Genomic DNA, 12,251 nt, shown 5'->3' on the forward strand with positions numbered 1-12,251 from the left:
CGCTAAGATCCCGCCATGAACCGCGCCACCGTGTCGGTGCTGGCGTACGAGGGCATGTCGGTGTTCGAGACCGGCATCGTCACCGAGGTGTTCGGCCTGCCCCGCCCCGAGTTCGACGTGCCCTGGTACGAGCTGACCGTCTGCGCGGAGACCCCCGGCACGGTGCGGCTGGTCGGCGGCGCCACCCTGCACACCGGCCACGGCCTCGACGCGTTCGCCGCCGCCGGCACGCTGATCGTGCCCGGGGTCGCCGACGTGCACGCCGACCCGACACCGGCGCTCACCGGCGCGCTCCGTGCGGCCCACCGGCGCGGCGCCCGGATCGTGTCGATCTGCTCGGGCGCGTTCGCGCTGGCCGGCGCGGGCCTGCTCGACGGTCGCCGGGCCACCACCCACTGGCGGTACGCCGACCTGCTCGCCCGGCGCCACCCGGCGGTACGCGTCGACCCGGACGTGCTCTACGTCGACGACGGCGACATCCTCACCAGCGCCGGCAGCGCCGCCGGTCTCGACCTCTGCGTCCACCTGGTACGCCGCGACCACGGCCCGACGATCGCCAACGCGGTCGCCCGCCGGCTGGTCGTGCCGCCGCACCGCGAGGGCGGCCAGGCGCAGTTCATCGAGTCGCCGGTGCCCGGCGACCCGGAGGACGACCGGCTCGCCGCGAGCATGTCGTGGGCGCTGGCGAACCTCGACACCCCGATCACAGTCGACCGGCTGGCGCGGCAGGCGCACATGTCGGCGCGTACCTACCTGCGGCACTTCGCGCGGGCCACCGGCACCACACCGATCCGGTGGCTGATCGACCGGCGCGTCCAGGCCAGCCTTCCGCTGCTGGAGACGACCACCGTGCCGATCGAGGAGGTCGCCACGACCGTCGGTTTCGAGACTGCGGCGACGTTCCGGCACCACTTCACCGCCGCGATGCGGACCTCGCCGTCGGCGTACCGCCGGGCCTTCACCCGGCCCGGCAGCCGCCGCGCTCACGACCCGGCGGCCCCCAGCGGTACGACGTAGGAGTCGACGCGGGCGATGAGCCCGTCCCGGAACGTGAACAGGTCGTTGAAGGCGAACCGGAACGGCCCGTGCTCGACGCTGACGCCCCGGCCCTCGCCGGTCACCACGACGACCGGCCCGTCCTCGTGTACGCGCTCGACGTCGAGCCGCGGGCTGCCGGTGAACGCCGGGTTCTCGATCTCGCCGTCGAACTCCGCCCGGCCCCGCGTGGTCCGGTGGCCGTGGATGACCCACTCGACGTCGTCGGTGAGCGTGGCGAGGATGCGTGCGTGGTCGCCGACCCGGAAGCCGGCGAAGTACTCGGCGACCAGGTCACGCTGGGTTGCTCGGGTCACTGTCGTCTCCATCGTCGTGGTGTCGGAGGTGCGCGGCGAGGGCGTCGAGGATCGAGGCGAGCCCGTCGGCGGCCTGGTCGGTGCGCAACTCGGGCGGGAGCTTGCGCTGGTGCACGGTGAGGTCGGTGCCGTCCCCGGCGGGCCGCAGCGTGACGGTCGTGCGCAGCCCGGTGACCGGCTCGTCGAAAACCAGCTCACGTGGCCTGTCGACGCTCACGTAGACGAACCGCAGCCGTCCGGTCCGGCCGTCCGGCGCGCGTGTGTCGAGCGCGAACTCGCCGCCCGGTCGCAGGTCGACAGTCACCGACGCCCGTGGCACCGTGGCGTGCGAGCCGCCCCAGAACGCGGCGATGCCCGCCGGTGAGGTGAAGGCCATCCACACCCGGTCCGGCCCGGCCGGAAGGTGGCGCCGGGCGATCAGCTCGTCGCCGTGCCGCTCGGTACGGGCCCTCACCGGGCCGCCTCCGGTTCGGCGAGGTGGTCTTCGAGCGCGTCGAGACGGTCGTCCCAGGCGCGGCGCTGCTCGTCGATCCACGTGCTCAGCCGCGCGAGCCGGTCGACGCGCAGCCGGCAGGGTCGCCGCGTGCCCTCCCGTCGTTGCTCGACCAGGCCGCACCGGCGCAGCACGCCGACGTGGTGGGAGATGGCCTGCGGCGTCAGGTCGAACGGCTCACCCAGCTCGCCGACTGTGGCCTCACCCCGGGCGAGGCGGGTCACCAGGGCGCGGCGGACCGGGTCGCCGAGGGCGGCGAACGCGAGGTCGAGGTCCGGATCGGAGCGCATGACCCGCACGCTATCGCAAACATGCGTTTGCGCAAACAACTCTTTGTTCATTGCTGGTGGACGGGTGGCCTCCGCGCCGGAACGTGGCAGGGGGTGTGGGCGTTGGGGAAGCAGGGGACGGGAGCGGCCGTTTCGGGCGGCGTGGCATCGGGAACGTCGTCGGGACGGGCACGGGACGGAGGTCGACGTGAGGACACCGGGTCGCCGTAGGCGGATGCTTGGCGTACCCCTGCTCGTCACCGCGCTGCTGGCCGGCGCGTGTGGCGACGGCGGTGAGAACGACGGCGGCGGCGACGCGGGTCCGGGCGCGACCTCGGCGGCACCGGCGCCCACGGCCGTCACGCCGTCGGCGTCGCAGTCGTCCGGCGGGCGCGTGACGATTCCGACGTCCGCCTTCGCCGACCTGCCGCCGGAACTGCGCAAGTCCGACGCGCAACCGATGGAGGTCACCGACGCGCTGCCCGGGTTGTGCGACCAGGAGTTCCGCAGCGGCGGACGGTCGGTCACCGCGAGCGCCGCCATGATGAGCGCCTACAAGCAGCCGAAGGACCCGCCGGAGAACGTCCCCTACGGCACGCTGCACCAGACCGTATTCGCCTTCGAGGGCACCGGCGCGGCCGACTACCTGCGCCGGGTCCGCGGCGCGGTGGCGGACTGCCGGTCGTTCCAGGCCTCGGGCGGCACCGTCACCGTCCGGTCCCAGCCGATGGCCGGTACCGGGGACGAGGCCCTGCTGGTCACCGTGAGCCGGCCGGCGACCGGCCTGGACGGCAGCCCGGCCGAGGGCCGGACCACCAGCCAGATCCTCGTGATCCGGGTCGCCGACGCGGTCACTGTCGTGCACGACCAGGGCTGGGAGGGCACCAGCAACGACCCCGGCCTGGCCGACGACGTCGCCCGGGCCGCGGTCCGCGGCCTCGACTCCTGGCAGCGCTAACGACGGCGGCGCGCCACCCGGCGTACGAGCAGGAACGCGACGCCTCCGGCCAGCACCCAGGGCGCGGCGACCACGACCGGGTCGAGCGGGTGGTGCACGCGGTCGACCCGGTTGCCGCGCCGCGACGACAGCCCGTGGTGGGTGAACTCGCTGCGTACGCCCGTCTCGGCCACCGGGTTGTCCGGGTGACGGCTGAACAGCGAACCCAGCCTGCTCTCCGCGGTGTCGACCCGGTCGGCGGCGAGCAGCAGCAGCCAGTGCGCCGCGCGGCCCTCGCTGAACCGGCGGTACGAGTAGCGGCGGATCACGCCGGAGAGCCCCTTGGGCGGGCACGAGGTGCCGAAGACCGGGGTGAGGAACCTGTGCTCGATCGACCGCTCGCGCGGCCACTTCTCCGGCTGCCGCTCGGGGAACTCCCAGTGCGCGCCGGTGATCTCCGGGGCGAACCGCTCCTTCGGTACGGCGGGCCGGTCCGCCGGGTCGAGGTCGGCGCCCCACCCGGGGATACGGGCACGCAGCTCGTCCGGGGACTCGGCGAGTTTCGGCTTGTCCGGCGTGTACGGCATGGTCGGCTCCGGTCCTCTCAGGCGGCGTTCGGGACGATGAGCGGCTTGATGCAGCCGTCGAGCTTGGCGGAGAAGATGTGGTACGCCTCGGCGACGTGCTCCAGCGGGATCCGGTGCGTCACGATGTCGCTGGGCTTGAGGTAGCCGTTGCGGATGTGCTCGAACAGGCGCGGCCACTGCCGCTTCACCGGGCACTGGTTCATCCGCAGCGTGAGCCCTTTGTTCATCGCGTCGCCGAACTTCACCGCGCTGAACATCGGCCCGTACGCGCCCATCACGGAGATCGTGCCGCCCTTGCGGACCGAGTCGATGGCCCAGTTCAGCGCCACCGGCGAGCCGCCCTGCAACTTCAGCTTCGTGGCGGTGACGTGCTGGAGCAGGTTGCCGTCCGCCTCCGCGCCGACCGCGTCGATGGCGACGTCCGCGCCCAGGTGATCGGTGATCTTCTTCATGTGCACGACGATGTCGTCGTACTCGGCGAAGTTGTACGTCTCGGCGTGGGCGAAGGAGGCGGCCTTCTCCAGCCGGTAGTCGAGGTGGTCGATGACGATGACCCGGCCGGCGCCCATCAGCCACGCCGACTTGGCGGCGTACAGGCCGACCGGCCCGGCGCCGAACACCACCACCACGTCACCCTCGGCGATGTCGCCGAGCTGCGCCCCGAAGTAGCCGGTGGCGAGCGCGTCGGTGAGCAGCACCGCGTCGTCGTCGTCCATCCACTCCGGAATCGGGCTCGGCCCGACGTCGGCGAACGGCACCCGGACGTACTCGGCCTGGCCGCCGTCGTAGCCGCCGCAGGTGTGCGAGTAGCCGTAGATGCCGCCCACGGCTGTGGCGTTCGGGTTCACGTTGTGGCAGTTGCTGTAGAGGCCCCGGGCGCAGAAGAAGCACGACCCGCAGTACACGTTGAAGGGCACCATCACCCGGTCGCCGGGCTTGAGGTTGCGCACCGACGGCCCGACCTCGTCGACCACGCCGACGAACTCGTGACCGAACGTCATCCCGACCCGGGTGTCCGGCATCATCCCGTGATAGAGGTGCAGGTCGGAGCCGCAGATGGCGGCCCGCGTCACCCGCACGATCGCGTCGTTGGGATGCTCCACGACGGGCCGGTCCTTCTCCTGCACCCGCACCCGGTACGGACCGCGGTAGACCATTGCTCGCACTCGACGCCTCCCGGATGCCCGTGCCCTGTTCGACTCGCCCCGGATCGTCCGGAGCACTGGAAGGGCTACCCCCGACGATGAGGGACAAACGGGAGCGGGGTCACCGGGCAGAATGCGTGGGCGGCCACAGCCGTGACGCGATGGGAGCCCGCCATGACCGCACGTCCGGACGTCGTCGTCCTCGGAGCCGGGGTGAGCGGCCTCAGCACCGGCATCCGGCTGGTCGAGAGCGGCGCCCGGGTGCTCGTCCGCACCGCGGCGCCGCCCGCGCACACGACGTCGGCGCTGGCCGGGGCGATGGTCGGCCCCAATCTGTCCCCACCCGGCGACCCGCAGCGCGCCTGGACCGACGAGACGCTGCGGGTGCTCGGCGCCGAGCCGCTGCCGGGCGTGGCGTGGCGCGACGGCACGCTCGCCGCCCGGCCGGAAGGGGCGACGCCCCCGTTCGCCGACCAGACGCCGGGCTTCCGGCAGTTGGGCGACGACGAGCGCCCCGCCGGCTTCGGCACCGCGTTCACCGTCCGGCTGCCGCTGGTCGACATGCCGGTCTACCTCGCGTACCTCCTGGAGCGCTTCCGCGACGCCGGCGGCGAGGTGCGGGTCGCGCCGGTGGGCTCGCTCGACGAGGCGGCGACGTCGGCCCCGGTGGTGGTCAACTGCGCCGGGCTGGCGGCGCGGACGCTGACCGGCGACACCGGCCTGCACCCGGTGCGCGGCCCCCGGATCGTGGTGCGCAACCCCGGCCTGGACCGGTTCTTCATGGAGGCGCCGATGGCGCCGACATGGGCGTCGATCTTCCCGCACGGCGACCACGTGGTGCTCGGCGGCGGCCAGCGGCGCAGCGACGACACCACCCCCGATCCGGCCGAGGAGGCCGACGTCCTCGCCCGGTGCGTCGCGATCGAACCCGCCCTGGCCGCCGCCGAGATCCTCGAACATCGCGTCGGGTTGCGTCCCGGCCGGGCGGCGCCGCGCGTGGAGGCCGAGCGGCGTGGCGACGCGCTCGTCGTGCACAACTACGGCCACGCGGGCAACGGCGTGATGCTGTCCTGGGGCTGCGCCCGCGACGCCGCGGCGCTCGCCCTCGGCGCGGCGCCCGCCGCCTGACGGGGCCGCCGGTCCGGGGCCCCGTCAGGAGACGGCGGCCCGCACCAGCTCGGTGATCCTCTTCTCCACCTCCGGGCTCCACTTCACCAGCGCGAACGACGCCGGCCACATGTCGCCGTCGTCGAGGTTGGCCGCGTCCTGGAAGCCCAGCGTCGAGTAGCGGTAGTTGAACTTCCCCGAATCCTGGAAGAAGACGACGATCTTGCCGGCCGCGTTGGCGTACGCGGGCATGCCGTACCAGGTCTTCGGGGCCAGCTCCGGCGCGGTGCTGGTGATGGTCATGTGCACGCGTTCGGCCAGCTCGCGGTCGGCGGGCGCCATCTGCGCGATCCGGTCGAGCACCGCCTGGAGGTCGTCGGCCTTCTTCGCGCCCTTCTTGCCCTCGGCGCGCAGCTCGGCGGCGCGCTCCTTCATCGCGGCGCGCTCCTCGGCGCTGAACCCGTCCGACATCTCGATTCCCCCTCGTGACTCGCGGTCCGCGTGGTGCCGACCGCCCGAGGACAACGCTATGGCGCGGCGGTCACGGTGCGCTTCTCGATTCCTGATCACCTGCCGGGACCACGCCGCACGGCCCAGGCCCTAGCATCGCGGCCATGGCAACGCGGCTCGTGCAGATCAACATGAAGGCCCACGACGAGATCACGCTCGGTGACTTCTGGGCGAAGGTGCTCGGCTGGGAGATCTCCAGCGAGGCCCCCGGCGTGACGAACCTCGAACCCGAGGGCTTCACCTACCCGGACCCCCGCTTCCTCTACGTCGACCTCGTCGTCTCCGCCGAACCGAAGACGGCGAAGAACCGCGTCCACGTCGACCTCGCGACCACCTCGGCCGCGCACCACGCGGAGCTGGTCGCGCGCCTGACCGCGCTCGGTGCCACGCCCGCCGACGTGGGTCAGGGCGACGTGCCGTGGACGGTCCTGGCGGACCCGGAGGGCAACGAGTTCTGCGTACGGGAGCCGGACCCGCGGCACGCGGACACCGGGCCGATCGCCGAGGTGGTGGTCGACTGCGCCGACCCGGGCGCCATGGCCGGCTTCTGGAGCCGGGCCACCGACTGGACCGTGCACGAGGTGACCGACCGGCAGGCCGTGCTGCGCTCCGCCAAGGGCGTCGGGCCGTACCTGCGGTTCGCCCGCAGCACCGACGCGAAGACCGGCTGGAACCGCGTCCACCTCGACGTCCGCCCCTACCCGGGCGACGACCTGGACGCCGAGGCGGCCCGGCTGCTGGCGCTCGGCGCCACCGCCGCCGACGTGGGTGGGGCCGACATCCACTGGCGGGTGCTCGTCGACCCGGAGGGCAACGAGTTCTGCCTGCTCACCCCGGGCTGACCCGCGGACCGCGGCGCCGGGCGGGTACGACCGCCCGCCCGGCGCCGGTCAGGCCGGCCGGTTCTCCGCCCGGAACTCGTGGACCACCTCGATCGGCCCGACGATGTGCCGATTGAACTCGTCGAGCTCCTCGGCCGGCACCCACAGCTCCAGGATGTCCCGGCCACCCACCTGCCGGACCGGGTAGCGGGCGGCGAACGCGCGCTCGACGTGGAAGCGCGTCACGTAGCCGGCGCCGGACGCCGGCACGTTCCAGTCCCGGGCGATCATGACGGCGTACCGCTCGTTGAGCACCGGGTAGAAGATCGGCTGGTCCGGCAGCCGCGGCGGCCAGGCCCGCCAGCCGGAGGCGCGGACGAGGTCGAGCTCCCGTGGGCCGGTCGGGCGCCACAGCGTCGTCGTCTCCGTCATCACGTACCCCCTTCTGCCACGGTCGTGGCACGGTACCGGCGGCGCGCCGCGACCGGCCATCGGGTTTCGGCCGCAGAATCGACAGCGGGTGCGATGAGTTCGCGAAGCCTCGGCGGTCCACCCGTCGACATCCCCAGACAGACAGGTAGGGAGCACCGCGATGGCCACTGTCATCTCCACGCTGTTCATCTCGGCCGACGGTGTCGCCGAGATCGACCCCGACTGGCACTTCCCGTACTTCGACGACAACATGGGCCGCGCCGTCACCGAGGACTACGACACCTCCGACGTGCTGCTGATCGGCCGGGAGACGTACGACAGCTTCGCCGGCGCGTGGCCGGACCGGGAGGCCGCCGGCGGTGAGGACGCGCCGTTCGCCAAGCAGCTCGGCGACATGCGCAAGGTCGTCGTCTCGCGCCAGCCGCTGGAGTTCTCCTGGCGCAACTCCGAGCTGATCCAGGGTGACCTGGTGGACGCCGTGCGTGCGCTCAAGGCCGACGCCGGCATCAAGGGCATCCTCATCCCCGGGTCGATCTCGGTGGTGCAGCAACTGCTCGCCGCGGGCCTGGTGGACGAGCTGCGGCTGCTGGTGCACCCGGTCGCCGCCCGCAAGGGCCGCCGGCTGTTCGACGAGGGCGACGCGCCGTACCACCTGCGGGTGGCCGCGACCGAGGCGTACCCGACCGGCGTGATCCGGGTGATCTACACCCCGGCGCCGGCGCCGGGCGCGGTCGGCTACGACGACGTCAAGGACCAGGTGCCGGCCGGGAGCTGACGATCACGGGGCCGCGGCGGGCCGGTGTGTCGTGAAAGGATCCGCCGGTGCGTCGCGCCCCGCTGCTGCTGATCCTCGCGGCGGTGTGCGCCGTCGCCCACGTCGTCGGTGTCCTGGTGGCCGCACCGATCTGGCGCGGCGCGGAGGTGCTGAGCCTGGCGCTGCTGCTCGGCTACGCCGTCGCCGCCGGACTGACTGCTCCGCCCTGGGCGGTGCCGGTGGCGCTCGTACCGCTGCTCGTGCACGCGGTCCGCACCATGCCCGCCGAGCCGGGCGCCGGGGACTTCGGCTGGACGGTGTACGGCAGCGGCGACAGCGGCTTCGACGTCACGGCCGGCTTCGACGCGGCGTTCGCCGGGAGCTGGGCGGCGCTGGTCGCGGTGGCGGTGCTGCTGGTCGCGTACCGGGGTCGTGGACGGCTCCGGCACCTGATCGCCGCGGCGGTCGCCGCCGCCCCGGTCGTCGGGTACGCGGCTGTCCGGGTCGCCGACGTCGGCGTCGCCGTGGCCGCGAGCACCCGGGTCGTGGAGGTCCGCACCGAGACCACGCTGACCCGGGTGGACGGCCCGGGGTACGACCAGGCCGATGTCGTGCCCGCGCTCGTCCTCGCGGTGCTGCCGCCGCTGGCGCTCGCGCTCGCCGCGCTGGTGCTCGCCGTGCTGCTGGCCGGGCGGGACCGGCGGCTCGCCGCGACCGGCGCGGCCCTGCTGGCGGTGCTCGCGTTGCCGCTGCTCGACGCGGGAATCGAGGCCGTACACCTGCCGCTATCGGCTGACGCCACCGCCCTGTTCGCCTGGTACGCCATCACGCCGACGGCGGCCATGCCGCAACCGATGGCGGCGCTGACGGTGGTGGTGGAGCTGACCGCGTACCTGCTGCTCGTCACCGGCCTGACCGGCCCGGAGCGGGCGGCGGTGCCCGCGCCGGCGGCCGGTTGACGTCAGGCGGTCGACTCCAGCTCGTCGAAGGCCATGTTCCACCACGACTCCGGCTCCGCGAACGCGACCGGGTCGACCGGGCGCAGGTCGTCGCGGATCGCCGCCGCCCGTGCGGCCCGCTCCCGCCCGCCCGGGTCGGTGGCGATGAGCTGCCCCAGCCGGTAGAGGAACTCCACGAACGCGGTGAACGTGCTGTTCACCGTCTCCAGGTTCGGCGTCTCCAGGTCCAGCAGGATCACCGCGCCGGTGCCCGCGTCCAGGCAGAACAGCAGCGCCGGGTCCTCCGGGGAGGCGCCCAGCACGACGTACGGGCGGGGGCCCTGGTCGCCCAGCTCGATCGACAGCGTGGAGAACAGCTCGACGTCGGGGACCGAGACGTCGACAGTGAACAGGATCGGCACCTCGACCGGAAGCGCCCCGTCGGGCGGGAACACCTCCGGCCCGAGCGGCCCGAGGATCGCGTCGAAACGCTGGTCGGGGAAGTAGATGACGCCCCGCTCACCCCAGAGTGCGGTGAGCTGCTCCCGGGTGACGGTCACGGCTGCGCCTCGTCCTCGTCCACGTCGTCCGACTCGTCGAGCAGGCCCTGCCGGTCCAGGAAGGCGTACCACCCGTCGTCGTCGGTGACCAGCTCGGCGTAGCCGGGGCCGAGCACGTAGTAGTGCACGAACGAGTCGAGGTCGGGCGCCAGCTCCTCGAACGCGTCGCCCATGAACCACTCGGTGCCGGTCGGCGGGAAGTACCACACCGCGCCGGTCGCCCGCTCCAGGAAGATCGGCTCGTCGCTGCGGGTGCCGACGACCAGCCAGCCGGTCTTGTCCTGCGGGATCGGGGAGAAGTCGGGCGCGTAGTCGAGGAAGTACTGCACGCCCGCGAGCCGGCCGGCCGAGGCCAGCTCGAACGCGCCGGCCCGCAGGCCGTCGGCGGCGAGCAGCAGGTCGCGCAGGCCCGCCGGCAGCTCCGCCGGCACGTCACCGGCGTCGGCCGGGTCGCCGATCTGCCCGTACGCGAGACTGGCCGGCTCGTCGGCGGCCAGGTCGGCGCGGAGTTCGGCGAGAAGCTGCGCGAGATCGGAAGTCAATCCACTACCTCTATTCGGATCGGGGTTCCGTCCGGCAGATTCTGGATCTGCCCCCAGATCTGGGAGCCGATGTCCGTGTTGGTTCTACCATGCAGCAGCTTGAGGTTGTCGACGGTGTCCGGCCCGCCGAGCTGCAGTTCCCACACGTGGTCGGGATGGTAGTCGCTGAGCCGTTGACTGAGCCGGTTGGCGAGGTCCTTGTCGTGCGGCCAGTACTTGTCCCAGATCTTCTGCCGGATCCGGTCCTTGTATCCGTCGGTGATGCTCTTGTCGCGCTGCACCGGGTTGGTGGCCTTGTAGAGCTTGCCCTCGTCGCTGAGCTTCTTCAGCGCGGCCATCTTGCGCCGGAACTGGGCGGTGGCGTGGAAGTCCCGGCGCTCCACCCGCACGACCTTCGTGGGCAGGCTGTGGTTGGGCCCGGTGACCCGGACGATCGGCTTCTCCAGCTTCTCGACCGCCTTGCGGACGATCTTGCCGGCCGCCGGTTTCGCGGCGGCGCCCCGGCCGCGCTTCGGGCTAGGCATCGAGCAGTCTTCCGATGACCTGGTCGATCAGCGCGCCGACGATCTCCCGGGTGATGATCTGGAAGATCGGGATCTCGGCCAGCGAGGCGCCGAACGTGACCACGGCCGTGGCGATGGCCTGGGCGACCTGGAACGCGAGGATGGCGAGCTGCACGATCACCGCGATCTTCAGCGCCAGCACGATCGCCGCGCAGATGATCAGCCCGGCGCCGAGGAGCATGGCCGCGGGCATGCTGTCGTGCAGCACCAGCGGCCCGTTCTGCTCGCCGCCCCACCACTTCTGGAACGCGGCGATCGCCGGGCCGACGTTCTGCGTCCAGACCTGCGCGGCCGCCGCGTCCGCCTCGCCGGCCACCGCCCCGATCCGGCCGCCGAACTCGAGCCACGCCTGGCCCATCTCGAAGAGCTTCTCCTCGTCGGCCTGCGGCCAGGTGTAGCCGATCCAGCCGAGCGCGGTGATCAGCTCACCGGGTAGTTGCAGTCCCACGGCTCACCCCAGCCCGCCGGCGAGCGAGCGCATGGTGCCCGCGCCGTCCTCGTCGACCCGCTCGTACGCGTCGGCCATCCCGGTGATGTCGGCGCCCGCCGAGGTGAACTCGTCGGCCGCCATGCCGACGCAGTCGAAGATGTAGTTCGCCACCTCGGTGTAGGCGATGCCGATCAGCGAGCCGATGTCGTCGGCGCCCCACGGTTCGCCGTAGCCCTGCATCCGCGCCTCGAACGCCTCCAGCTCGCCGTTGAACCGCTTGGCGAGGTCGGTGACGCCGCGCCCGGCGGCCCGGATCAGCGGCGGGTGCACCTCGAAGCCGTCGCCGCTCATCGCTGCCCGCCGCGCGCCAGCCGCTCCTGCGCCTCGGTGAGCGCGTCGAGGAACGACCCGAGCCGGGGTACGGCGGTGTCCCGTACCTCCTGCAACTGCTCCCGCAACTGCGACATGTCCGCGACCTGTGGCGCCGGGCCGGTCCGCAGCCCGTCGATCGCCGCGTTCACGGCGGTGACGACGTGCGCGGTCAGCTCCTCGGAGCCGAGCCGCATCAGCCGCGGCTCGACGTGCAGCGACTGGAGCTTGCCGTCGCGCCCCATCTCGGCGCGTACCTGCCCGTCGGCGGCCTCGCCCACCGCCGGCGTCTCCGCCTCCTCCGCCGGCGGCGGACCGACCGTCCGAAGTGCCGCCATCGTCGCGTCGAGCATGCGGGTGAAGTCGCCGCTCATCGAAGGATCCGCACTCATGAGCCCTCCCCAAGGCCAAACGCCACGAGCGTAACCGAGAGGGACAAAGC

General features: G+C 72.8%; 19 protein-coding genes. 6 read left to right on the forward strand and 13 right to left on the reverse strand.

Annotated features, from left to right (window positions below; all coding sequences use genetic code 11):
* Positions 1-15: 15 nt before the first annotated feature.
* Positions 16-1,017, forward strand: a complete 1,002-nt coding sequence (gene ftrA, locus M8C11_RS16035; RefSeq protein WP_071095981.1) for a transcriptional regulator FtrA — start codon at positions 16-18, stop codon at positions 1,015-1,017.
* Here the strand turns inward: ftrA and M8C11_RS16040 are convergent.
* From M8C11_RS16040 to M8C11_RS16050, 3 genes are read right to left on the reverse strand one after another with little or no spacing between them, the layout of a single operon-like run.
* Positions 984-1,352, reverse strand: coding sequence for a nuclear transport factor 2 family protein (locus M8C11_RS16040; protein WP_252450141.1), 369 nt, complete (start codon positions 1,350-1,352; stop codon positions 984-986). The two genes, ftrA and M8C11_RS16040, sit on opposite strands and share 34 nt — an antisense overlap.
* On the reverse strand, positions 1,330-1,806 hold the full coding sequence (locus M8C11_RS16045; RefSeq protein WP_252450142.1) for an SRPBCC domain-containing protein: 477 nt from the start codon (positions 1,804-1,806) through the stop codon (positions 1,330-1,332). The genes M8C11_RS16040 and M8C11_RS16045 overlap by 23 nt, the downstream gene beginning before the upstream one ends.
* On the reverse strand, positions 1,803-2,135 hold the full coding sequence (locus tag M8C11_RS16050; RefSeq protein ID WP_252450143.1) for a helix-turn-helix transcriptional regulator: 333 nt from the start codon (positions 2,133-2,135) through the stop codon (positions 1,803-1,805). The genes M8C11_RS16045 and M8C11_RS16050 overlap by 4 nt, the downstream gene beginning before the upstream one ends.
* Before the next feature lie 214 nt (positions 2,136-2,349).
* Here M8C11_RS16050 and M8C11_RS16055 point away from each other — a divergent pair, with 214 nt between their 5' ends.
* A complete protein-coding gene (locus tag M8C11_RS16055) occupies positions 2,350-3,072 on the forward strand; it encodes a hypothetical protein (protein WP_120570791.1) in 723 nt (240 codons plus the stop codon).
* Here M8C11_RS16055 and M8C11_RS16060 read toward each other — a convergent pair.
* Positions 3,069-3,638, reverse strand: a complete 570-nt coding sequence (locus M8C11_RS16060; protein ID WP_120570790.1) for a hypothetical protein — start codon at positions 3,636-3,638, stop codon at positions 3,069-3,071. The genes M8C11_RS16055 and M8C11_RS16060 overlap by 4 nt on opposite strands.
* Positions 3,639-3,655: 17 nt before the next feature.
* Positions 3,656-4,795: a zinc-dependent alcohol dehydrogenase gene (locus tag M8C11_RS16065; RefSeq protein ID WP_252450144.1), complete on the reverse strand. Its 1,140-nt coding sequence runs from the start codon at positions 4,793-4,795 to the stop codon at positions 3,656-3,658.
* A gap of 162 nt (positions 4,796-4,957) precedes the next feature.
* On the opposite strand from M8C11_RS16065, the gene M8C11_RS16070 reads away from it, so the two are divergent.
* Complete coding sequence (locus M8C11_RS16070; protein WP_252450145.1) at positions 4,958-5,911, forward strand: FAD-dependent oxidoreductase; 954 nt, start codon at positions 4,958-4,960, stop codon at positions 5,909-5,911.
* A gap of 24 nt (positions 5,912-5,935) precedes the next feature.
* Here the strand turns inward: M8C11_RS16070 and M8C11_RS16075 are convergent, their stop codons facing one another.
* Positions 5,936-6,361: an iron chaperone gene (locus M8C11_RS16075; protein ID WP_252450146.1), complete on the reverse strand. Its 426-nt coding sequence runs from the start codon at positions 6,359-6,361 to the stop codon at positions 5,936-5,938.
* A 143-nt stretch (positions 6,362-6,504) separates the two neighbouring features.
* Between M8C11_RS16075 and M8C11_RS16080 the strand changes: the two genes are divergently transcribed.
* Positions 6,505-7,242 carry a VOC family protein gene (locus M8C11_RS16080; protein WP_252450147.1) on the forward strand — a complete coding sequence of 246 codons (738 nt, stop codon included), beginning with the start codon at positions 6,505-6,507 and terminating at the stop codon, positions 7,240-7,242.
* Positions 7,243-7,290: 48 nt separating this feature from the next.
* Here the strand turns inward: M8C11_RS16080 and M8C11_RS16085 are convergent, their stop codons facing one another.
* Entirely contained in the window at positions 7,291-7,653 is a 363-nt protein-coding gene (locus tag M8C11_RS16085) for an ADP-ribosylation/crystallin J1 (RefSeq protein WP_252450148.1), read from the reverse strand.
* A 160-nt stretch (positions 7,654-7,813) separates the two neighbouring features.
* Between M8C11_RS16085 and M8C11_RS16090 the strand changes: the two genes are divergently transcribed.
* Together M8C11_RS16090 and M8C11_RS16095 are read left to right on the forward strand one after the other, a co-directional pair.
* Positions 7,814-8,428: a dihydrofolate reductase family protein gene (locus M8C11_RS16090; protein ID WP_121683122.1), complete on the forward strand. Its 615-nt coding sequence runs from the start codon at positions 7,814-7,816 to the stop codon at positions 8,426-8,428.
* A 47-nt stretch (positions 8,429-8,475) separates the two neighbouring features.
* Positions 8,476-9,366 carry a hypothetical protein gene (locus M8C11_RS16095; RefSeq protein WP_252450149.1) on the forward strand — a complete coding sequence of 297 codons (891 nt, stop codon included), beginning with the start codon at positions 8,476-8,478 and terminating at the stop codon, positions 9,364-9,366.
* 2 nt (positions 9,367-9,368) lie between these two features.
* On the opposite strand, the gene M8C11_RS16100 is transcribed toward M8C11_RS16095, so the two are convergent.
* Genes M8C11_RS16100 through M8C11_RS16125 form a run of 6 tightly spaced genes read right to left on the reverse strand, consistent with a single transcriptional unit; the run spans position 9,369 to position 12,201 of the window.
* Entirely contained in the window at positions 9,369-9,905 is a 537-nt protein-coding gene (locus M8C11_RS16100) for an SUKH-4 family immunity protein (protein WP_252450150.1), read from the reverse strand.
* On the reverse strand, positions 9,902-10,447 hold the full coding sequence (locus M8C11_RS16105; protein WP_252450151.1) for an SUKH-4 family immunity protein: 546 nt from the start codon (positions 10,445-10,447) through the stop codon (positions 9,902-9,904). Before M8C11_RS16105 ends, M8C11_RS16100 begins: the two co-directional genes overlap by 4 nt.
* Entirely contained in the window at positions 10,444-10,971 is a 528-nt protein-coding gene (locus M8C11_RS16110) for an endonuclease (protein WP_252450152.1), read from the reverse strand. Before M8C11_RS16110 ends, M8C11_RS16105 begins: the two co-directional genes overlap by 4 nt.
* Entirely contained in the window at positions 10,964-11,458 is a 495-nt protein-coding gene (locus M8C11_RS16115) for a hypothetical protein (RefSeq protein WP_252450153.1), read from the reverse strand. The genes M8C11_RS16110 and M8C11_RS16115 overlap by 8 nt, the downstream gene beginning before the upstream one ends.
* A gap of 3 nt (positions 11,459-11,461) precedes the next feature.
* Positions 11,462-11,791, reverse strand: coding sequence for a hypothetical protein (locus M8C11_RS16120; RefSeq protein ID WP_091423449.1), 330 nt, complete (start codon positions 11,789-11,791; stop codon positions 11,462-11,464).
* Entirely contained in the window at positions 11,788-12,201 is a 414-nt protein-coding gene (locus tag M8C11_RS16125) for a YbaB/EbfC family nucleoid-associated protein (RefSeq protein ID WP_252450154.1), read from the reverse strand. Before M8C11_RS16125 ends, M8C11_RS16120 begins: the two co-directional genes overlap by 4 nt.
* Positions 12,202-12,251 lie beyond the last annotated feature (50 nt).

The sequence above is a fragment of the Micromonospora sp. CPM1 genome (assembly GCF_023896895.1).
Taxonomy (GTDB): domain Bacteria; phylum Actinomycetota; class Actinomycetes; order Mycobacteriales; family Micromonosporaceae; genus Micromonospora; species Micromonospora tulbaghiae.